Origin of the sequence: Bacteroides faecis MAJ27, assembly GCF_900106755.1 — a bacterium.
Classification (GTDB): Bacteria; Bacteroidota; Bacteroidia; order Bacteroidales; family Bacteroidaceae; genus Bacteroides; species Bacteroides faecis.
The window spans coordinates 98,897-121,718 of the sequence record NZ_FNNN01000016.1 but is presented as its reverse complement, the minus strand read 5'-3'; the positions used below and the strand labels follow the sequence as shown (position 1 = coordinate 121,718).

The window sequence follows — 22,822 nt, the reverse complement described above, 5'->3', positions numbered from 1 at the left end:
GAGAAGAGTCTGCCTGTCGGACAGCAAAAGCACATTACTGTAAATGAAAAGAATTGTAATTTTAGGAGCCGGTGAAAGCGGTGCCGGCGCAGCCGTACTCGCCAAAGTAAAAGGACTTGAAACATTTGTTTCGGATATGTCCGTTATCAAGGATAAGTATAAAGAACTCCTTGACAGCCACCATATTGCCTGGGAGGAAGGACATCATACCGAAGAACTCATTCTGAATGCCGATGAGGTGATCAAAAGCCCCGGTATCCCGAATGACGCCCCGTTGATCCTGAAACTGAAAGCCCAGGGTACACCGATCATCTCCGAAATCGAGTTCACCGGACGCTATACCGATGCCAAAATGATCTGTATCACCGGTTCTAACGGAAAGACAACGACTACTTCCCTGATCTACCATATCTTCAAGAGCGCAGACCTGAATGTAGGTCTCGCCGGTAACATTGGCAAGAGTCTGGCTTTACAAGTAGCCGAAGAACACCATGACTATTACATCATCGAGCTCAGTTCTTTCCAACTGGACAATATGTATAACTTCCGTGCCAATATCGCCGTACTGATGAACATCACACCGGATCATCTGGACCGCTACGACCATTGCATGCAGAACTACATCGATGCCAAGTTCCGTATTACACAGAACCAGACCACCGATGATGCCTTCATCTTCTGGAACGATGACCCGATCATCAAACAGGAACTGGCAAAACATGGTCTGAAAGCACATCTGTATCCTTTCGCAGCCATGAAGGAAGACGGAGCCATCGCATACGTAGAAGATCATGAAGTGAAGATCACCGAGCCTATCGCCTTCAACATGGAACAGGAGGAACTGGCATTGACCGGACAGCATAACCTTTACAACTCGTTGGCTGCCGGAATCTCGGCAAACCTGGCAGGTATCACCAAAGAGAATATCCGCAAGGCACTTTCCGACTTCAAGGGAGTGGAACACCGCCTGGAGAAAGTGGCACGTGTACGCGGCATCGACTTCATCAACGATTCCAAAGCGACCAATGTCAACTCCTGCTGGTATGCCCTGCAAAGCATGACTACCAAGACAGTACTGATACTGGGCGGAAAAGACAAAGGCAATGACTATACGGAAATAGAAGATCTGGTACGCGAAAAGTGCTCGGCACTGGTTTACCTGGGACTGCATAACGAAAAGCTACACGAGTTTTTCGACCGCTTCGGACTGCCCGTAGCCGATGTGCAGACCGGAATGAAAGATGCAGTGGAAGCAGCCTACAAACTGGCTAAGAAAGGAGAAACCGTATTGTTAAGCCCCTGCTGCGCTTCTTTCGACCTTTTCAAGAGTTACGAAGACCGCGGCGATCAGTTTAAGAAATATGTAAGAGAGTTATAAAATGGATTTATTAAAGAACATATTTAAAGGTGACAAGGTAATCTGGATTATCTTCCTCTGTCTCTGCCTCATCTCGATTATCGAGGTGTTCTCGGCAGCATCGACGCTGACCTACAAAAGCGGCGATCACTGGGGACCGATTACACAGCACTCCATCATCCTGATGGTGGGTGCCGTAGTAGTAGTGTTTCTGCACAACGTCCCCTACAAATGGTTTCAGGTATTCCCAGTCTTCCTGTATCCGATCTCCCTCGTCCTGCTGGCATTCGTCACACTGATGGGTATCATCACAGGCGACCGTGTCAATGGAGCAGCCCGCTGGATGACCTTTATGGGACTACAGTTCCAGCCCTCGGAACTGGCAAAGATGGCTGTCATCATTGCCGTTTCGTTTATCCTGTCGAAAAGGCAGGATGAAGAAGGAGCCAACCCGAAAGCCTTTAAATACATCATGATTCTTACCGGACTGGTCCTCATTCTGATTGCTCCGGAGAACTTGTCGACAGCCATGTTGCTGTTCGGTGTCGTATTCATGATGATGTTCATCGGACGAGTAGCCGCAAAGAAACTCCTTCTGCTGGCAGGAGGGCTCATTCTGATCGGCGCGCTCGGTGTGGGTACGGTTGTAGCAATTCCTGCTAAGACGTTGCACAGCACCCCCGGACTTCACCGTCTGGAGACCTGGCAGAACCGTATCAAAGGCTTCTTCGATAAAGATGAAGTGCCCGCAGCCAAATTCGATATAGATAAAGACGCACAGATTGCACATGCCCGTATCGCCATCGCTACCAGTCATGTAGTGGGCAAAGGGCCGGGCAACTCCATACAGCGTGACTTCCTCAGCCAGGCATTCTCCGATTTCATCTTCGCGATAGTAATCGAAGAGATGGGACTGATAGGAGGTATATTTGTCGTATTCCTCTATCTCTGGCTGCTGATGCGGGCCGGACGTATCGCGCAAAAGTGCGAACGGACTTTCCCCGCCTTCCTTGTCATGAGCATCGCTTTGCTGTTAGTATCGCAAGCGATACTGAATATGATGGTTGCCGTGGGGCTGTTCCCCGTGACGGGACAACCTTTGCCTCTGGTCAGCAAAGGAGGTACAAGTACATTAATCAACTGCGCCTATATCGGAATGATATTGAGCGTAAGCCGATATACAGCTCATCTGGAAGAACAGAAAGCGCATGACGCACAGATTCAGATGCAGATAGAAGCCGGAACAGCGACTTCGGAGGCTCAGGCTGCTGCCGAACCGACTGCACAGATTCTGAACAGTGATGCCAAGTTCGAAGATGAACATGACAGCAATAAACGATGATGCACGGTTTACGATGAACCGTAAACGGTGAAGAACGGATAAAAAAGGATTATGATGGAAAAAGAACTTAGAATTATCATCAGCGGTGGAGGCACAGGAGGACACATCTTCCCTGCCGTATCCATCGCCAACGCTATAATGGAATTGCGACCGGATGCAAAGATATTGTTTGTAGGTGCCGAAGGCCGCATGGAGATGCAGCGGGTTCCCGATGCAGGCTACCGGATTATCGGACTCCCGATAGCCGGTTTCGACCGCAAACATTTATGGAAAAACGTAGCTGTACTGATTAAGCTGGCACGCAGCCAGTGGAAAGCCCGGAGCATTATCAAAAACTTCCGCCCGCAGGTAGCGGTAGGCGTAGGAGGATATGCCAGCGGCCCCACACTAAAGACTGCCGGTATGATGGGAGTACCGACCTTGATTCAGGAGCAGAACTCTTATGCCGGAGTCACAAACAAGCTGTTGGCACAAAAAGCAAAGGTTATTTGTGTTGCATACGATGGAATGGAAAAGTTCTTTCCTGCCGATAAGATTATAATGACCGGAAACCCCGTTCGCCAGAATCTGACGAAGGATATGCCGGAAAAGAATGCGGCACTGCGCTCCTTCAACCTGTTGCCGGATAAGAAAACAATTCTGATTGTAGGCGGTAGCCTTGGCGCGCGTACTATTAATAATACGCTGACCGCCGCATTAGCTACAATCAAGGCAAACGCCGATATACAGTTCATCTGGCAGACCGGAAAGTATTACTATCCACAGGTGACAGAAGCTGTACGGGCAGCAGGAAAACTTCCGAATCTGTATGTGACGGACTTCATCAAGGATATGGCAGCCGCTTACGCAGCCTCCGACCTAGTGATCTCACGTGCGGGAGCCGGTTCTATTTCAGAGTTTTGTTTGTTGCACAAGCCTGTTGTCCTGGTCCCTTCTCCCAATGTGGCAGAAGATCATCAGACTAAGAATGCACTGGCATTGGTGGACAAACAAGCCGCCATCTATGTAAAAGACAGTGAAGCGGAAGCCAAGCTGATGGATGTAGCACTGAAAACAGTAGCCGACGATCAGAAGCTGAAAGAACTAAGTGATAATATAGCCAAGCTGGCTTTACCCGACTCTGCACGGATCATCGCGCAGGAAGTAATCAAGCTGGCAGAAGCAGAAAACAAATAATATTAATTAGGCACGGATTACGCGGATTACACGGTTTAAGAATGATATACGAGAAATTGACAAAAGAAATCATAAGTGCTTTTTATGAAGTACATAACACATTAGGATTTGGGTTCTTAGAACAAGTCTATCAGAATGCACTTTATAAAGAACTCCTAAGAAGAGGACTTTTCTGTCAATCTCAAAAAGAGATGGAAGTTTATTATAAAGGTGAAATGGTGGGAAGATACATTGCAGATATAGTAGTAAACGACGAAATCATTCTTGAGCTAAAAGCTGTAACAACCCTTCGTCCAGAACATGAGTGGCAATTAGTCAATTATCTAAAAGCAACAGGACTAGAAGTAGGTTTATTACTAAATTTTGGTGTAGCAGCTGAAGTAAAACGTAAAATATTAACACATCATTCTTAAACCGTGGAATCCGTGTAATCCGTGCCTAAAATTAATATAGAAACTAAAACAGTATAAAGAAATGAATATTGAAACGATACAATCAGTCTACTTTGTCGGTGCCGGAGGCATCGGTATGAGCGCACTTGTCCGTTATTTCCTTTCCAAAGGAAAAGTGGTAGCCGGATACGACCGTACCCCGACTCCATTGACTGAAAATCTCATCGCCGAAGGCGCACAAATACATTACGAAGAAAACGTCAGCCTGATTCCGGAAGCCTGCAAGGACCCCAAAAGCACTTTAGTCGTATTGACTCCCGCTGTCCCGCAGGAACACGAAGAATTAGTTTATTTCCGCAACAACGGATTCGAAATACAAAAGCGCGCGCAAGTACTGGGAACCATCACTCATTCCAGCAAAGGACTGTGTGTAGCCGGTACTCATGGTAAAACGACTACTTCTACCATGACCGCCCACCTGTTCCATCAATCGCATGTAGAATGTACCGCATTCCTCGGAGGCATCTCCAAGAATTACGGCACCAACCTGCTCCTTTCCCAGAAAAGCCCTTATACAGTCATCGAAGCAGACGAGTTCGACCGTTCCTTCCATTGGCTGTCCCCATATATGTCCGTCATCACTGCCACAGACCCTGACCATCTGGACATCTACGGAACAGAAGAGGCATACCTTGAAAGCTTCGAACATTATACAACACTGATCCAGCCGGGTGGTGCACTGATTATCCGCAAAGGCATCTCGCTGCAACCGAAAGTGCAGTCCGGAGTCCGTGTCTATACCTATTCGCGCGACGAGGGCGACTTCCACGCAGAGAACATCCGCATCGGAAACGGTGAAATCTTCATCGATTTCGTTGCCCCCGACACCCGTATCAACGATATCCAGCTGGGAGTTCCGGTAAGCATCAACATCGAAAACGGCGTAGCCGCCATGGCGCTTGCACACCTCAACGGAGTGACCGACGAAGAGATCAGACAAGGAATGAACAGCTTCCGCGGTGTAGACCGCCGGTTCGATTTCAAGATCAAGAATGACCAGGTAGTCTTCCTGAGCGACTACGCCCATCATCCTTCGGAAATCAAACAGAGCGTACTGTCTATCCGCGAACTCTATAAAGACAAGAAGATCACAGCCATCTTCCAGCCGCACCTTTACACCCGTACCCGCGACTTCTATCAGGACTTTGCCGATAGCCTGTCGCTACTGGACGAAGTCATTCTGACAGACATCTACCCGGCCCGTGAAACACCGATCCCCGGTGTCACCAGCAAGCTGATATACGACAACCTCCGTCCGGGTATCGAAAAAAGTATGTGCAAAAAGGAAGAAATACTGAACATTCTGAAAGATAAAAACATTGAAGTATTAATCACTCTAGGAGCCGGAGACATCGACAACTATGTCCCCGAAATAAAGAAAGAACTGGAAAAAATGAAGAATGATGAATGAAGAATTGGCTGCGCAACTATGCTATGCTGCATAGAAATTCTTCATTCATCATTCTTAATCAAAAAAAAAGTTATGGTAAAGAGAATCCTTCTATCTATCGTCATGTTGATGCTTATTGCCTACCTCGGCATAGCCATCACCGCTTTCAACCGCAAGCCTGCCGACCAGACCTGCCGTGACGTAGAACTGGTCATCAAGGATACCGCCTATGCCGGCTTCATCACCAAAGAAGAAGTAAAAGGCATCCTCCAGCACAAAGGTATCTACCCTATCGGGAAAAAGATGGAGCGCATCTCTACCAAGTCGCTGGAACGGGAATTGAGCAAACATCCGCTGATAGACGAAGCGGAGTGCTACAAGACCCCCAGCGGTAAAGTCTGTGTGGAAGTGACACAGCGCATACCGATTCTGCGTATCATGAGCGCTAACGGAGAGAATTATTATCTGGATAATAAAGGAACCGTCATGCCACCGGAAGCAAAATGTGTCGCTCACCGGGCAATTGTCACCGGAAACGTAGAAAAGTCGTTTGCAATGAAGGATTTATATAAGTTTGGTGTATTTTTGCAAAACAATAAGTTCTGGAACGCCCAGATAGAACAAATCCATGTGTTGCCCGACCGCAACATCGAACTGGTACCTCGTGTAGGCGACCACCTCGTCTATCTCGGCAAACTTGAAAACTTTGAAGACAAACTGGCACGCCTGAAAGAATTCTATCAGAAAGGACTCAATCAGGTAGGCTGGAACAAATATTCACGTATCAACCTTGAATTCAGCAACCAAATAATCTGCACGAAGAGAGAGTGATGAGATGTGAGTTCCGGGGGATGAGTGATGAGTTATGAGTGACAAGTCTCTCTAAATAGTAAATTGTAAATAATTAAATTGTAAATAAAGAGATGGCAACAACAGAATTTATCGCCGCTATTGAACTTGGTTCATCGAAGATAACCGGTGTGGCCGGAAGAAAGAACAGTGACGGAAGCATGCAAATACTGGCATATGCCCAGGAAGACTCCTCTACGTTTATCCGTAAAGGGGTAATCTTCAATCTGGACAAGACAGCGCAAAGCCTGACTTCTATCATCAACAGACTGGAAGGTGAGTTGAAAAACTCAATCGCCAAGGTATACGTAGGCATTGGCGGACAATCACTCCGCACAGTCCGCAACGTGGTAAGTCGCGACCTGGAAGAAGAAGCGATCATCTCAGAAGAGCTGGTAAGCGCTATCGGTGATGAGAACGTAGCTATTCCGGTAGTCGATATGGATATACTGGACGTAGCGCCGCAAGAATACAAAGTCGGCAATAATCTGCAAGCCAATCCGGTGGGACTGGTAGGAAGCCACATCGAAGGACGCTTCCTCAATATCGTCGCCCGCTCTTCCGTACGGAAGAATCTGGAACACTGCTTCCAGCAGGCAAAGATCGATATTGCCGACCAACTGATCGCGCCACTGGTAACAGCCAATGCCGTGCTGACAGAGAGCGAACGCCGTTCGGGCTGCGCACTCATCGACTTCGGTGCTGATACCACCACTATTTCGGTTTATAAGAACAACATTCTCCGCTTCCTGACCGTATTGCCGTTGGGAGGAAACAGCATCACCCGCGACATCACCACCCTGCAAATGGAAGAGGAAGAGGCGGAACGACTGAAGAGAACTTACGGAGACGCCCTATACGAAGAAGACGAAAGCGAAGAGCCCGCTACCTGCAAGCTCGAAGACGAAAGCCGCACGATTGAACTGAGCAAGCTCAACAACATCATCGAAGCGCGTACCGAAGAAATCATCGCTAACGTATGGAACCAGATTCAAATCTCCGGCTACGAAGATAAACTGCTGGCCGGCATCATCCTCACAGGAGGAGCCGCCAACCTGAAAAACCTGGAAGAAATGCTTCGCAGACGTTCGAAGATAGAAAAGATGAGAATGGCGAAACTGCCCCGCAACACAGTTCATGCTCCGAGCAACATACTGAAGAAGGACGGTTCGCAGAACACATTGTTCGGACTTCTGTTTGAAGGCAACCAGAACTGCTGCCTGATTGAAACCGCTCCGCAGATACCGGCTACTCCCGTAACTCCCAAACCGGAGCCGGAAGTTCACAAGACCGCAGACATGTTTGAGGACGATCAGGAACTGAAAGAGCAAGCCCGGCTGGCACGCCTCAAAAAAGACGAGGAGGAAAAAGAAGCCCGGGCAGCTGCCAAGGAAGCCGAAAGACTCCGCAAGCAGAAGGAAAAAGAAGAGAAAGAAAGACGGAAGAGAGAAGCCGGTCCCAGCTGGATTCAACGCAAGATCGACTCCCTGACAAAGGAAATCTTCTCTGACGACGATATGAAATAAATTCAAAATTCAATAATATGGACGAGATAGTACAATTCGATTTCCCGACCGACTCACCTAAGATCATCAAAGTGATTGGTGTAGGTGGCGGTGGCGGTAACGCTGTGAACCACATGTACCGGGAAGGCATACATGACGTAACGTTCGTTCTCTGCAACACGGACAACCAGGCATTAGCCGAGTCACCCGTTCCGGTGAAACTGCAACTGGGCCGTAGCATCACACAAGGACTTGGAGCCGGCAACCGTCCCGAACGGGCACGCGACGCCGCCGAAGAAAGTATTGACGATATCAAAGAACAGTTGAACGACGGCACCAAGATGGTATTCATCACTGCCGGAATGGGAGGAGGAACCGGAACCGGAGCCGCCCCTGTCATCGCCCGCATTGCGAAGGAGATGGATATTCTGACAGTAGGTATTGTCACCATTCCATTTATTTTCGAAGGAGAAAAGAAAATCATTCAGGCACTGGACGGCGTCGAACGTATCGCCCAGCACGTAGATGCCTTGCTGGTCATCAACAACGAACGCCTGCGCGAAATATATGCCGACCTTACCTTCATGAATGCTTTCGGCAAAGCTGATGACACGCTTTCCATCGCAGCAAAAAGTATCGCCGAGATTATCACCATGCGTGGTACGGTGAATCTGGACTTTGCCGATGTGAAGACCATCCTGAAAGATGGTGGTGTAGCCATTATGAGTACCGGATTCGGAGAAGGAGAAAACCGTGTCACTAAAGCAATCGACGATGCCCTGCACTCTCCGTTGCTGAACAACAACGACATCTTCAACGCCAAAAAGGTAATGTTGAATGTGTCCTTCTGCCCCACATCCGAACTGATGATGGAAGAGATGAACGAGATACACGAGTTCATGAGCAAGTTCCGCGAAGGAGTAGAAGTTATCTGGGGTGTCGCAGTAGACAATTCTCTGGATACCAAAGTGAAGATCACCGTACTGGCAACCGGTTTTGGTGTAGAAGACGTGCCGGGTATGGACACACTCCACGAAGCACGCAGCCAGGAGGAAGAAGAACGCCAGCTGCAGCTTGAAGAAGAGAAGGAGAAGAACAAAGAACGTATCCGCAAAGCATACGGTGAAAGCGCCGGTATCGGAAAGAAGAGCTTGCGCAGCCGCCGTCATATCTACATCTTCAATACCGAAGATTTGGACAACGACGACATCATCGCCATGATAGAGGAATCTCCTACTTACACGCGCGATAAAACGAAGCTGTTGAAGATTAAAACAAAAGCGGCTCTCGAAGAGGAAGTTGCCATGGAAGAGGCAACGGACAATGACGGTGTAATCACTTTTTAAATGAAGAATGAAGAACTAAGAATGAAGAATGTAAGATTCATACTGTTTGGTTCTTCCTCTGCTTTTGTAGATTGTAAATAATTAAATTGTAAATATCATTATGGATTTATTTGACAAAGTCAGCGAAGACATTAAAAACGCAATGAAGGCAAAAGATAAAGTTGCCTTGGAGACTTTAAGAAACGTAAAGAAATTCTTCATCGAAGCTAAAACAGCTCCGGGAGCTAACGATACACTGACAGACGAAGCAGCCTTGAAAATCATTCAGAAACTGGTGAAACAAGGTAAGGACTCTGCCGAAATCTATATCGGACAGGGACGTCAGGATTTGGCTGACGGAGAACTTGCACAGGTTGCCGTAATGGAAGCTTATTTGCCCAAACAAATGACTGCTGAAGAACTGGAAGCTGCATTGAAAGAAATCATTGCAGAGACAGGCGCAACCAGCGGAAAAGATATGGGTAAAGTGATGGGAGTAGCTTCCAAGAAGTTGGCAGGACTTGCAGAAGGCCGTGCTATTTCTGCGAAAGTAAAAGAGCTGTTGGGATAACCCTTCACCACTCCTCTGGAAACTAAAAATACTTTTTAGTCTCACGGTCTCATTCCTTTTGAGATAAGCCGTAGATAATCAGCAACATAAAGAGTGAGAGATCCTTTTCAAACAGGTATCTCTCACTCTTTTCTTCGTTAAAATAGTTATTTTTCACGTATCTCTCATTGTTTTTAGGGGTATCTCTCATTCAGTTTCAATTCATTTCTCACGGGTTTACGATTTATTCATTACCAACACTCCGGTTATGTACCGCTATTCTGAGTTTAATTGACTGGTTCTTTATATATTATACTGCCTATAGCCTTCTCTTTTGATACCTATATCTGCATGTTTTCTAACCGACATCTTCATCGTTCCACCCGGGTGGAATGAACTGTCTACTATTGTGACACGATCAGTTCACCCAAGTGCGATGATTACATCACCCGGGTTGGACGATGAAGATATCGGTTAGATAATATGATAATACCAGTTGAAAGACAAGAGAACATAGGATCATTTGCATCTAAAAGAATGGCAAACAATAACTTCTTTACCATAAAACAAGATAAGGACAACCAATCGTTGCCCTTATCTGAAGTTACTTAATTTATAAAACCACCAATTTTACATCAAATTACAGGAATAAAGACGTAATAAATAGCATTATATAAATTAAATACCTACTTTTGCAACAATATGAAGGTAATATACCTGCTTTGACAACAGGCAAAACATACTTTTTGAGGAGCATCTACAACGAACTAAATTACGACAAACAGATGAAAAGCAGTACATTGATAACTATCCTATCTACATTCTTATTAGTAGGATGCAGCAAACAGCAATCCGCTTTGGACAAACGACTCGATGAAGTAGAGAGAATTATAGAAGTAAACCCAGACAGTGCTTCAATCTTACTGGAAAATATACCATCTCCGGAAAAACTAGATGACAAGACTTTTGCACGCTGGTGCATGCTATCGGGTAAAGTCACTGACGAAATCTTTAATACCCTATTGCCATCTTATCAATTCGAGCGGGCTAATGCTTGGTATTCATCCTACGGCAAACCTGAAGAACAGGTACAAACCTTAATTTATTTGGGACGTTCCCATGCAAATGATGGGGATTATGACAAGGCGATGTCTATATATACTAATGCGTTAGAGATTGGTAATAAGAATAAGCTATATAATTTAGTTGGATATACATACAGCTATATGGGCGATTTATATAGAGAGAAAGCCATGCGGACAGAAGCTATCGAAAAATACGAAATGGCTGCCGACTATTTCAAAAAAGAAAATAACACTGATAGCTACGCTTGTGCCCTAAGAGATATAGGGCGCGAATACGCATGTATTGATTCGATACCCCGTGCCCTCGAAATTCTGTTTATGGCAAATTCTATAGCCGAGACTTCAGAGGATAAAGATGTAAAAGCTTCAATCGAAAACACCCTGGGCAACATCTATGTAATGCAAGACAAATACGACAAAGCCAAAAAGTTCTTTTATAAAGCACTGGAAGGAAGAGAAAAAATGCCAAATTACATAGCACTAATTGGCTTATATATCGCATCTGACTCTTTAAAGCAAGCCAAAGAACTTCTGCAAAGAATTCCACAAGATAATCTTGACTATACATATAGCATCAAAAATTTATATTATCAAATCTATAAGTCAGAAGGAAATTATAAAGAAGCACTTACAAATTTAGAAGAATACACAGAAATAGTAGATTCCTTAATGTATGCGGACAGTCAGTCCAAAATACTGGATATAGAAACCAAGTATAACAACCTAAAAATAAAGAAAGAAGTCATTGACCTAAAAAACAAAGAACAAAGTTATATCATCGTTTTAATCATCTGCACTTCAGCTCTGCTATTCACGATAATGGGATATCTGCTATTTCGAAAAAGAGCGAAAGAAAAAATACAAAATCAACAGGCTGAATTGAGTAACATAAAAACAGATTTATATAATCATAAGCTTAAACTGGAAAAGAAAAGAATTATATTAAACAACCTCAAAGAAAAAGATGAAAATTATGATCAGCTGCAAGAAGACATCATTCGTTTATCAGCCAATTATAGAAAACTACAGAATAAACTACTAGTAGATTCACCTCTATACAAAGAACTAACAAAATTGGGCAATCAAAACATACCGGGAAATGATAAATCGCTCATAACTGAAGAACGATGGAAAGCCATTACAAATGAAATAACGACCATATATCCTGAACTTTATAATTATATATATAGCTTAGGTCCGAACTTACCGGAAGAAGATTTTCAATATTGCTGTTTGTATCTTTTGGGATTCGATACCAATACAGAAGCAAAACTATTAAATATTGCCACCAATTCCGTAAGTAGAAAGCGTTCCAGACTTAAACAGAAACTAAATATCACACTACCAACTAATTTTTCATTATACGAATATTTGATTAAGAATATGCATTAATATCCATATTTTATAGAGATATTACCAATGTCATGTTCACAGTACAGATCAAAGCCGTAAGTCATTGATTATCAACATCCGCTTGTCCATATCAAAACTAGTATTTCTCAGATTTTGTCTCTCATTTTTCATAACTTTGCAGAAAACATTTAAAGATATGAGAAAGCTAAGTATCACATTATTATTAATTGCCCTTTCATTCATGACAATGGAGGCCAATTGTTTATCAAGCCACAGAGGCAAGTATATACAACTAAAAATATGGGAGCACCTTAAGAAAGATATTGCTTTCATACCCATAGAAGCCACTCTCGAAGGTAATAACATCGAAGTGCAGTTCTTTGAAAAATCGAACGAGCCAGTCACCTTCCAAGTTAAAGACAAGAATGGAAACATCGTATTTCAAGATATGGTGATTCCTGATAAGCAGGAAATCTATAAAATAGATTTAGATGGTTTCAAAGCCGATCAATATGAGCTATTTTATATAGAAAAAGATGTGACTTTCATTGGAGAGTTTGAAATCGAATAGATTACAATATCAACTCATAAAATAATATTAACTAAAAATTATGCCATGAGAAAACTATTAATTATCGTATCATTGTTTACAATGATGTCATGTCAAGAGAATTTTGATATGATTGACAGTGAAAGCCTACCTGAAACAAGTAGTACGAACCCTGAATTCAAAGTTAATGAAGAAGACATTCAATCAACTATTGATGAGTTTTATGGAGTCTCTTCTCTCTCTCCTACAAGGGTAGAGAATTTTGTTAGTATAAAAAAGATAACTTCATTGACTAAAAGCAAGACGCGGAGCATTGGTAATGACTCTGATATAGATGTAAATGACATTCTTTATATAGTAGAGTTATCTAATGGCAATACCGCTTTTGTTGCGGCTGACAAGCGTGCCAAATCGTTATATGGCATTGCAGATGGAACTGTAGAGCTTAACAATGCTGATCTAATAAACAGTAACATACCCGGTGGATTAGTAGCTATTCTAAGTAATGCAATAGCGGATATTAAGTATTCTATAAAATATAATACGTCAATAAATGAAGATTGGAAAACACTAAACGCATTAACTAGAGCAGATTCAGATATAGTCGGAGGAAAAGAAATGTTTACTATGGAACCTAGGTGTCCAGTTTGTTGGCATCAATTCGCTCCATTCAATAATGTTTGTCCTTTATACACCAACAGCAATGGAGACAAAGTACGCTCTGCAGCAGGATGCGTTGCAGTTGCAGCAGCACAAGCCCTATTATGCTTATGGGACCGTTCAAAAACTACCTTTTATTACTACACATTAATAACATCATGGGACCGGCTAAGCGAAATCAAACATGACAATCAGTTTATTGCCGGAAGCGATGAAGAAACCGATGTAGCAAACTTAATACATGAGATTGGACTAGCAGTAGGAATGAAATATGGTCCTAGTAGTAGCGCAAATACAGAAGATGCAGTAAAAGCCGTATGCCTTTTATCCCAAGGTTATCTTAAATATGAAAGATCCCCTTTTAATGAAACTATTGAAAATACTTTAGTACAGAAAAATGGTATAGTATGGTTATCTGCTAGAAATAGTAATGATGAAGGGCATTCAATGCTAATAGATGCATTACGCTTTATATTTACTACTGGGGCTTGTGGCACATGTATAGATGCAACTAAATATGTAAAGAGATATTTCCATATCAATTATGGATGGGGGGAAAGTTATAATGGCTATTATCTTTATATACCACAATCGGATAATTATGATCAGGATTTGAGATGGGAAGGCACATCTAGAACCTTTCCATATCAAATGAAAGCATTTAGTGTATGGCAAACAAAAAATGAATAAAATGAAATATAAATTAATCATAGCTGTCCTTTATATGATCATGAGCGCTTGTAATAATACCGATTCCAATGAATTCGCTTTCTCTAACTATAGTTGGGAATGCCCCAAAGAAGGAGGCAGGAAAATATTCACATCCAATAAAGATGAATGGAAGATTGATCAGTTAATACTTGATGGAATTATTATTAAAGAATATAGTCCAGAATATATTAAAGATAAAAATCAGAGCTTCCCACCTGATAAATTTGATTTTGATTTTTTTTCTTTTAAAATCGATGGAAAGAAAGTAACAATTTGCCTACTAGAGAATACAACAGGAAAAAAAAGAAACATAAAATTTATATGCAGATATGTAAATACATATCATGCTATAACTGTTATACAGCTACCTGATATCAATATCATGAAACATTCTAGATACTAAAAGTTTTGATGAATGAGTATTATACAGTTGTATACGAAGAGTATTCACTTAGAGGATAAAAGGAGTAAATAAACATATTCCCAATGAATTTGGAAATGATGATAGAATCTTTACCTTCATCTCAATATGACAAACAAGATATATAATGCTTTTGTACTTTTAATCATTATAGGTTTATGCTTTTATTCTTGTAATGACGATGAGAAGCAAAAAGAAGAATATAAAACCATGATCCTAAAAGTCGCAGCTTATAGAGATTATTATGTTGCACCGGGACATGGTATTACCACCGATATATTAGGCTATGTTGTTACGGATGAAAGCAACAAGACATACGTCATCGAAACAATCAAAGGTTTTGAAGATGAGTATGAAGAAGGATATGAGTTCGTGATTAAAGTCAAAGCTGTGAACAAGAATCAAGGCGAACCTGTACAAGATCTATTGGGATATTATTATTATCTATTGGAAGTCTTAAGTAAGGAGAAAGTTTAAGACGCTGATTAGAAAACTGGTTATATCAAAATAATTCCTCTATGAATGAACAGTAGGGAGTGATAGCTGTTTATCACTCCTTTATTAGATTATTCTTTTTTTATTGTAATATTGCATAATCATAAATAACAGAATGTCGACAGATATTCATCTACATAAAGAAACCATTAATTAGAAAGATATGAGACTGCATAAAACTAAACTATTATATGTTCTATTCACACTTTTCATTTTAATTGGCTGCAAAGAGAACACTGATACACCGCCATTTATTTTTAATTGTAAAGTGAAACTTATCAATGAAGACGGAAGTTCACCTTTGCAGGAAAACAAAGATAAAATAAATCAGATTACAGTGAACCTGCTAAGCCCCATTAACAAGGACACTCAAATTACTGACATATCCTATCTTACATATTACAACTGTCTCAATATACAAGTTAGAGAATGGGAAGCCTGTATCAAAAACAAGGGTAATTATGAACAAGAGTATATTTTAGAAATCCAATATCCTGAAGAAATCCGCAAAGAAAAAGATACAATCAAAATAAAGTATCAATTCAAGAATGCCCGTCCATCTATTGTTGAAGCTCATTATAATGATATAAGAGCAACAGATACAAGTGTGAACGATGTCACTTTTGAAATTGAGAATTAGAATTGGCATGAGAAACTATCCCATAATATATGAAATAGTTATCCATTCATCGTCTATCATGAAATCTATATCCAATTCCTAACATCAGATTATTGGGGTCTTTAAACTTGCTCAACTGATATCCCACATGTAGAAATAAATGACGGGTAACATAAGTTTTGAGAGCCAAAATCTGATAAAAACCTTCCGTATCATCGCCACTGTAGATCAGGTTTCGTCCGATACCGACATTGATTGAGAAAATGGGCATTACCAATTCTGCCCGAAGAGACACCCCCACTGCAAATTGTTCGCGGAAAGGGGGACGATGAAACTTTATATCATCCCCATAAGTTCCTACTAGTTTATAATCCTTAATATTGGCACTCTCGTCAAATTGCGCATCTGCGGAAAGCCCCGCCCGGAAGTAGTTATTGAAATTGTACATCGGAGCGAAGTTAAGCCCTACAATACCAAACGAACCGGGAACCAAAGTCGGTATACCTTCTTTCACGAACCCTCTTTTGCGAGTAGCTCCATATACCAACAAGTCATAGCTGACATGCGGCTTGATATAAAGGCGCTTGGGAGCAATTGCCCCGGATGCCTCATCTTCGGCACCAAAGGTACGTACAACACCGATTCTTCCTCCGATAGTATTAAGGCCTCCATTAGGATAATGTGTATTGCCATTGGAGAAATGCGTAAAGTCCACACCCGCCGCCAGCCTCCACTGCGGATGAAACTGCCAGTTCAGCATAAAACCCAGATTGATATATGCATTGATTTTAGAACCGATGGCATCATTGTACCAATTGCTGTGTTCGTCATATTGTTTCCAACCGAAAGAAGCACCGAAATTCCACTCATAATCCAACGATAAACGGGATGAAAGCCGTACAATAGGTGCCCCTTGAAAAGCATATACCGCCACCGGATTTCCCAGTTCTGCGGAATTATAAAATGTATTATGCGAAACACCGATCCCCTGATAAGCATGAGGATACAACCTCCCCAAATAGGAATCTTTGCTGAACTGGAAAGCATACTTCAAATGCAGGGAAAGTGACCGGTCAATTTTCTGCCGTTGTGCATTATCGCCTTCGAGGAAACTGTTTGTCGGAGCTACATAGCCCGGACGAACGTCAAAACCGATCTGATGGATGAGGGCATGTCTGGTACTTTCATTCTGCTGTCCGACAGGCTTCACTACTGTCTGAGCGTCTAATTCGTTGCCAACTGCCGAGAGCAGCAGCAAGCAGATTATATATAGAGACCATCTGGCATTCATATTTCTATTTTTTGATATTTTCGCGTTCTATAATCCAGTTGTCTGTAGGTATATTGCTTTGCAACGTACCGGTTATAATTCGTTGTTTCTTAGTCTTAGGGTGAAAAGTATAGAGAATGTATTCCGTTTCAAACCATTCATGCATCAGCATATAGGTAATACGCTGAGTAGTATAAGGTGGAATAAAAATCTCCTTCTCTATATTGGGAAAAGGCAATGCTTGTTCCCGAGAGGTATATTGTGCTTGTACACCGTTCATCACCAAAGTCCCATTCTCTATAGTTGGTATCTCTACTGTCAAATTGTCATCTCCCAATAGTCGAAAAGCCCCGGGCGTATCACTTTGGAACGTCACTTCATGACGGATCCCTTGTATTGATAGAAGGCATGGATAGGGAATATCCGAAAGGTTGGGTTGTACAAAACTCCCCCTTTCACCTTTTCTCTTCTCATACCTATACGCATTTAAAGAATAAGTGATATGATCTAACACATACCTGTCCGACGGGGAAATTTCAACGTATATCTCTTGCGATTCATAATCATTGCCCACTACAAGCATGAATCTAAAATGAGTGTTGCGGACGTTTTCGCCCACTGTGATCTTCAGCTCTTTGGGATCACTGCGCTCAATGACGAAATCGGTCAGTTTCTCATTGCATACGATCTTGCCTAATCCTTTTAAGTAGGCGTTCTGTTCTCGCATTATCAGGCGATTGTCAGCGTCATAGATTTCATATTGACAGGAAAACTCGCTGTCGTATGTATACATCCACATCAAATCCCAATTGGAGGATGCAAAACGAATGGTTACATCATCACCATTCCCGTCCAGAGTAAATTCGGAATCGGAAGACCGGAAATCGTCGACAAATACATCATCGTTGCACCCATACTGAACTAAAAAGATGAGAATATATGCTGCTAAGTTTACGAATGTTTTCATGTTGGTCGTTATCTAGTCATTTCGTTGGTGACAAAAGTAATATATATTTTTAGAAGAGTGTTATTATCACCCCTCTTTAGTTGCCATATAAAGGAAAATAAACTATTTTTGTTCTCAACATAAAAAAAAGAAGTGGTTATGGATGCTACAATAAAGAAGATACCTTATGGGATGACGAATTTTGAGTCTATCATCTGTGATAATTATTACTATGTGGACAAGACTCACTATATTACTAAAGTAGAAAACACAAGTCGTTTCTTCTTTTTTGTCCGTCCGCGCCGTTTCGGTAAGAGCCTTTTTTTAAGCATGCTTAGTCATTACTATGACATCAACCAGAAAGATAAGTTCGACAAAATATTTGGCGAACTTTACATAGGAAAGCATCCTACTCCTGATCGCAACAAATACTTAGTGTTGGCACTTAATTTCAGTAGTGTAGCCTCCAGTATGGAACGTTTAGAAGAATCATTCAACACCTATTGCAAGATAGTAATGACCGGATTCGCGGAACGAAATGCCCATCTGCTAGGAGAAGAAGCCGTCGAAAAACTACGCGAATTAAAAACGGGAGACGCTTTATTGGGATCACTGTGCCAAAGTGCTAATAGCAAAGGACAAAAGATATATCTCATCCTTGATGAATATGATAACTTTGCCAACAATATACTGGTTGATTATGGCAACGAACGTTATCGCAGCATCACTCACGGTAGCGGATTCTTCCGTGGCTTCCTGAAAGTGGTGAAAGACTATTCAAATTCAGTGATTGAACGGATCTTCCTTACAGGCGTAAGTCCCGTAACAATGGATGATCTCACCAGTGGGTTTAACATTGCGGCAAATTACAGCAATTCGCCCACCTTTAACAATATGATGGGATTTAATGAGCAAGAAGTACGTACGCTAATCGATTATTACAAAAGTTACCGGAAGCTACCGCACACCACAAATGAACTAATAGACATCATGAAACCATGGTATGACAATTATTGTTTTGCCCTAAAAGCACTAAAAGAGCCGTCGATGTATAACTCGGATATGGTACTTTATTTCATGAACCACTATATGCTGAATGAAGACATTCCCGAAAATATGCTCGATGCCAACATCCGCACCGACTACAACAAGCTGCGCCACCTCATCCACGTAGACAGAACTTTCGGCGAGAATGCAAGTATGGTACAGGAAATCGTAGAGAAAGGCTCTACTACCGGAATCATTGCTGACAGCTTCCCTGCTGAAGATATTATCAAACCGGAATACTTTAAGAGCCTGCTCTATTATTATGGTATGCTCACCATCAGCGGCATGGAAATGGGAGAGCCCAGACTGAGCGTCCCCAACTGGGCAGTACGCGAACAACTCTACGGCTACATGACAGATATCTACAAAGATTCTGCCGACCTCTATTTGGAAACAGATAAACTAGTGGATCGGATGAAACGAATGGCGTACAAAGGAGAATGGGAAAATTACTTCAAATACATTGCCGACCGTCTAAACGCTCAAAGCAGTATCCGCGACTTTATCGAAGGCGAGGCTTTCGTAAAGACCTTTATTCTGGCTTATCTGGGATTGACGCATTACTACATTGCCCGTCCCGAATATGAGAGCAACAAAGGATATGCGGATATCTTTCTGCAACCCCGCCTGTTGCAACTTCCCGACATGGTATACAGTTACTGTATCGAGGTAAAGTATGCTAAACGAGATGCTTCCGACACCGAGATAGAGAAACTGCTGACTGATGCAAAAACACAGTTGAAACAGTATGCCACAAGCGAATGGATTCAGCAAGACAAAGGAACTACAGAACTAAAAAGTATCGCACTAGTATTTCAAGGTTGGAAACTGACAAGAGTAGAAGAAGTCTAGACTGTTAAAAAAAACTAGTCAAACAATTCTTTCAGTACATCCAGAGACTTCAACGCTGGAAAATCCGGCAAATGCAGACGATAATAATCATTCATAATCGTCAGACAGCGAGTGCGTTCTGCGCGGCTCATGCCAAATAAGTGCATTGTCTCATAATTCATACGCATCAGCTGGCGAAGACGTCCTGCCTCTTCGGGATTAATATAAGAGGAATGCAACTGCGGACGACTGGAAGTGAAACAAGCATTCAACAAATCGAAGTAATCACCATTATGATAATCTTCCAGATTGGGATACAACCCCAGAAAACGGGAAAGACGCATCAGAAAAACCAGATGGAAATTGGCAAACCCTTCGCGACATTCGTCCAGCCAAATGACAGAATGCTGCAAATAAGCGAACAGCGGACGGTTTTCAGCCTCTTCACGAATAGCACGATAGAGAAATTCTGCCAAAAAAAGTGCCATCGAAGATTTGTACGGATCATAAGGAATAGAAGTGAAAGGATAAAAGGACTTCGCCTCTTTCACCCGATAGAGAGTAGCATTCGGACGGTAGTCTGCCTCAAACTCGATAAAAGACAAGGGCTGGAAAAGCACCGACTTGACTGCCGCCTTCCGCGAACGGGGCACGGGAACCAGAAAAGAAGTCCTGCCGGATAACTCCGTGTACATATCTACAATGATAGAAGTATCATTATATTTAAGCGTATGTAGAACTATTCCTTTCGTCTTTTGCAGCATAGTGCGCTCCTCTTTTTATCATTCCGGAACAAAACTACAAAAAAATGTCTGGCAATTGGGAGCTTTTTAGAGGCGTTAACAACAAAAAAGATTGCTATTTTTGTTATACTCCCTGAATAACAAGTAAATATAGACAAGAGTATGAAAAGAAAAAGTAATAAAAACAGCTTTACCGGATGCGCAAAAGCATACATCCGAAGTCTTCAAGAAGAAGGCCGTTACTCGACGGCACATGTATACAAAAACGCAATTCTTTCATTTACAAAGTTTTGTGATACTCCCGATGTGGCATTCGGGCAAGTCAACCGCGATAACCTGAGAAGGTATGGACAGTATCTTTATGACTGCGGATTGAAACCAAATACCGTATCGACTTATATGCGTATGCTGCGCAGTATCTACAACCGGGGCGTCGAAGCAGGCACTGCCCGTTTCATTCCCCGACTGTTTCGTGATGTATTCACCGGAGTAGATGTCCGCCAGAAGAAGGCGCTGCCCATCAACGAGCTGCACATGCTACTCTACAAAGCGCCCAAGTCCAGACATCTGTGTCGTACACAAGCAATAGCACGACTGATGTTTCAGCTCTGCGGCATGCCGTTTGCCGACTTTGCACATCTGGAGAAATCTGCATTGACACACGGAGTACTGAGATATAACCGTATAAAGACGGGCACTCCCATGAGCGTTGAAATACTGGAAGCAGCCCAAAAGACAATCAACGGACTGCGCAACAATGAATCTTCCGCCGGCGATTATCCGGATTATCTGTTCGACATAATGAAAGGAGATAAAAAAAGGAAAGAAGAGGCAGGATATAAGGAATATCAGTCGGCTCTCAGACGTTTCAACAATCAGTTGAAGAGCCTCTCCAGAGAATTGCGCATCAAATCGCCCGTCACTTCATACACCATCCGGCATTCCTGGGCAACAAGCGCCAAATATCAGGGAATCCCTATCGAAATGATCAGCGAATCATTGGGACATAAATCGATAAAAACCACGCAAACTTATCTGAAAGGCTTTGGACTGGAAAAACGGACAGAAGCGAATAAATTGAATTGTTTTTACGTAGAGAACTACCTTACAGGCAAATAGAGAGAGACAAGCTATTGAATATAAACAAATTACCTTATCTATTACTTCTTAGGTAACGGAAATAAATACAGCGCAAAGATATAGAAAAAGAACATCATACTCCAAATTAATTATACATTATTTTACTCCCTTTCTTTCAAAAAAAATAAAAAAGAATACAGGAGCATGAATTATATCTGTTTCATGTTCCAGACCGCTATTGTATCTGCCGGACTGTTTTTCAGCCGAAAACTCATATATACACTTTATAACTCAAAGACCGCTGCCTTTTTTACTTCTTTCCCCTCCACATACCGGTCACAAAACCGGATTTCCGTTACCTAAGAAGTAACAGAAACACATAAACAAAAGATTATGACACACAAACCCAATAGTAATAAAAAAAGGATATTGCCGATCAGCAGCATGAAGGGACTCACACCAGTCTTAAAATGCATGTTGGCAAGCATCCTCCTTTCCTGTCTTCTGCCCGCTTCCAGTCTATACGGGCAAAAGATAGCTGTCAAGAGCAATCTTCTCTACGACCTCACAACCACATTCAACATAGGGGGAGAGATAAGATGCGATGATACGCATACGCTCAGTCTCTCCGTCAACTACAATCCCTGGAACTTCGGAGGAAATAAAAAGATGAAGCATTTCATGCTCCAGCCGGAATACCGCAAATGGTTTAGCGGAACGTTTATGGGAAGTTATATCGGCTTTCAGGTTCATTATGCCCTGTTCAACTTTGGCGGTATGCTCCCCTGGGGATTCGGGAACGGTAAAATGCTGGGAATCGAAAACAAGCAGATTGCCAACAATCGGTATCAAGGCAATCTGGCAGGCTTCGGCATCTCCTACGGTTATCAATGGATGATCAGTCCGCAATGGAATCTGGAAGCAGGACTCTCACTGGGATATGCCCACCTCAACTACAAACGTTACGGACAACCCGAAGGCGCCGCCTTCATAGAAAAGTCCCACTGCAACTATTGGGGCCCCACGCAGATAGGAATATCACTCGTATATTTCATTCAGTAAATC

General features: G+C 42.4%; 21 protein-coding genes. 18 read left to right on the top strand and 3 right to left on the bottom strand.

Annotated elements, in window-relative coordinates; all coding sequences use genetic code 11:
• Nucleotides 1-43: 43 nt before the first annotated feature.
• From murD to BLW31_RS14795, 15 genes are all read left to right on the top strand, one after another.
• Complete coding sequence (murD, locus tag BLW31_RS14865; RefSeq protein WP_010536183.1) at nucleotides 44-1,378, top strand: UDP-N-acetylmuramoyl-L-alanine--D-glutamate ligase; 1,335 nt, start codon at nucleotides 44-46, stop codon at nucleotides 1,376-1,378.
• 1 nt (nucleotide 1,379) lies between these two features.
• Nucleotides 1,380-2,699: an FtsW/RodA/SpoVE family cell cycle protein gene (locus BLW31_RS14860; RefSeq protein WP_010536182.1), complete on the top strand. Its 1,320-nt coding sequence runs from the start codon at nucleotides 1,380-1,382 to the stop codon at nucleotides 2,697-2,699.
• A 54-nt stretch (nucleotides 2,700-2,753) separates the two neighbouring features.
• Nucleotides 2,754-3,875, top strand: a complete 1,122-nt coding sequence (gene murG / locus BLW31_RS14855) for an undecaprenyldiphospho-muramoylpentapeptide beta-N-acetylglucosaminyltransferase (RefSeq protein WP_029425214.1) — start codon at nucleotides 2,754-2,756, stop codon at nucleotides 3,873-3,875.
• Between the two features lie 41 nt (nucleotides 3,876-3,916).
• Entirely contained in the window at nucleotides 3,917-4,288 is a 372-nt protein-coding gene (locus BLW31_RS14850; protein WP_022301426.1) for a GxxExxY protein, read from the top strand.
• 61 nt (nucleotides 4,289-4,349) lie between these two features.
• A complete protein-coding gene (murC, locus tag BLW31_RS14845; protein WP_010536179.1) occupies nucleotides 4,350-5,738 on the top strand; it encodes a UDP-N-acetylmuramate--L-alanine ligase in 1,389 nt (462 codons plus the stop codon).
• 72 nt (nucleotides 5,739-5,810) lie between these two features.
• Nucleotides 5,811-6,548 (top strand): cell division protein FtsQ/DivIB, encoded by a 738-nt coding sequence (locus BLW31_RS14840; RefSeq protein ID WP_022301427.1) that lies wholly within the window; start codon nucleotides 5,811-5,813, stop codon nucleotides 6,546-6,548.
• A 92-nt stretch (nucleotides 6,549-6,640) separates the two neighbouring features.
• Nucleotides 6,641-8,092, top strand: a complete 1,452-nt coding sequence (gene ftsA, locus BLW31_RS14835; protein ID WP_010536177.1) for a cell division protein FtsA — start codon at nucleotides 6,641-6,643, stop codon at nucleotides 8,090-8,092.
• A gap of 17 nt (nucleotides 8,093-8,109) precedes the next feature.
• Nucleotides 8,110-9,417, top strand: a complete 1,308-nt coding sequence (gene ftsZ / locus BLW31_RS14830) for a cell division protein FtsZ (protein WP_008763706.1) — start codon at nucleotides 8,110-8,112, stop codon at nucleotides 9,415-9,417.
• A 100-nt stretch (nucleotides 9,418-9,517) separates the two neighbouring features.
• Entirely contained in the window at nucleotides 9,518-9,967 is a 450-nt protein-coding gene (locus BLW31_RS14825) for a GatB/YqeY domain-containing protein (protein ID WP_010536176.1), read from the top strand.
• Nucleotides 9,968-10,731: 764 nt separating this feature from the next.
• Nucleotides 10,732-12,423: a BT3442 family protein gene (locus BLW31_RS14820; protein WP_029425213.1), complete on the top strand. Its 1,692-nt coding sequence runs from the start codon at nucleotides 10,732-10,734 to the stop codon at nucleotides 12,421-12,423.
• Between the two features lie 157 nt (nucleotides 12,424-12,580).
• Nucleotides 12,581-12,955 carry a BT3441 family protein gene (locus tag BLW31_RS14815; protein WP_010536174.1) on the top strand — a complete coding sequence of 125 codons (375 nt, stop codon included), beginning with the start codon at nucleotides 12,581-12,583 and terminating at the stop codon, nucleotides 12,953-12,955.
• Nucleotides 12,956-13,000: 45 nt separating this feature from the next.
• Nucleotides 13,001-14,284, top strand: a complete 1,284-nt coding sequence (locus BLW31_RS14810) for a C10 family peptidase (protein WP_010536173.1) — start codon at nucleotides 13,001-13,003, stop codon at nucleotides 14,282-14,284.
• 1 nt (nucleotide 14,285) lies between these two features.
• Nucleotides 14,286-14,708: a hypothetical protein gene (locus tag BLW31_RS14805; protein ID WP_022301429.1), complete on the top strand. Its 423-nt coding sequence runs from the start codon at nucleotides 14,286-14,288 to the stop codon at nucleotides 14,706-14,708.
• 228 nt (nucleotides 14,709-14,936) lie between these two features.
• Complete coding sequence (locus BLW31_RS14800) at nucleotides 14,937-15,203, top strand: DUF4377 domain-containing protein (protein ID WP_224207262.1); 267 nt, start codon at nucleotides 14,937-14,939, stop codon at nucleotides 15,201-15,203.
• A 181-nt stretch (nucleotides 15,204-15,384) separates the two neighbouring features.
• Nucleotides 15,385-15,861, top strand: coding sequence for a hypothetical protein (locus BLW31_RS14795; protein ID WP_010536170.1), 477 nt, complete (start codon nucleotides 15,385-15,387; stop codon nucleotides 15,859-15,861).
• Nucleotides 15,862-15,907: 46 nt separating this feature from the next.
• On the opposite strand, the gene BLW31_RS14790 is transcribed toward BLW31_RS14795, so the two are convergent.
• Nucleotides 15,908-17,131, bottom strand: coding sequence for an acyloxyacyl hydrolase (locus BLW31_RS14790; RefSeq protein ID WP_010536169.1), 1,224 nt, complete (start codon nucleotides 17,129-17,131; stop codon nucleotides 15,908-15,910).
• A gap of 4 nt (nucleotides 17,132-17,135) precedes the next feature.
• The gene (locus tag BLW31_RS14785) at nucleotides 17,136-18,077 is read right to left on the bottom strand and encodes a hypothetical protein (RefSeq protein WP_010536168.1); all 942 of its coding nucleotides are present in this window, start codon (nucleotides 18,075-18,077) and stop codon (nucleotides 17,136-17,138) included.
• Nucleotides 18,078-18,215: 138 nt separating this feature from the next.
• On the opposite strand from BLW31_RS14785, the gene BLW31_RS14780 reads away from it, so the two are divergent.
• Nucleotides 18,216-19,955 carry an ATP-binding protein gene (locus tag BLW31_RS14780; protein ID WP_010536167.1) on the top strand — a complete coding sequence of 580 codons (1,740 nt, stop codon included), beginning with the start codon at nucleotides 18,216-18,218 and terminating at the stop codon, nucleotides 19,953-19,955.
• Nucleotides 19,956-19,969: 14 nt separating this feature from the next.
• Here the strand turns inward: BLW31_RS14780 and recO are convergent, their stop codons facing one another.
• Nucleotides 19,970-20,698, bottom strand: coding sequence for a DNA repair protein RecO (gene recO, locus BLW31_RS14775; protein ID WP_010536166.1), 729 nt, complete (start codon nucleotides 20,696-20,698; stop codon nucleotides 19,970-19,972).
• 141 nt (nucleotides 20,699-20,839) lie between these two features.
• Between recO and BLW31_RS14770 the strand changes: the two genes are divergently transcribed.
• Both BLW31_RS14770 and BLW31_RS14765 read left to right on the top strand, forming a co-directional pair.
• The gene (locus BLW31_RS14770; RefSeq protein WP_010536165.1) at nucleotides 20,840-21,796 is read left to right on the top strand and encodes a tyrosine-type DNA invertase cluster 3b; all 957 of its coding nucleotides are present in this window, start codon (nucleotides 20,840-20,842) and stop codon (nucleotides 21,794-21,796) included.
• Between the two features lie 405 nt (nucleotides 21,797-22,201).
• On the top strand, nucleotides 22,202-22,819 hold the full coding sequence (locus BLW31_RS14765; RefSeq protein WP_010536164.1) for a DUF3575 domain-containing protein: 618 nt from the start codon (nucleotides 22,202-22,204) through the stop codon (nucleotides 22,817-22,819).
• Nucleotides 22,820-22,822 lie beyond the last annotated feature (3 nt).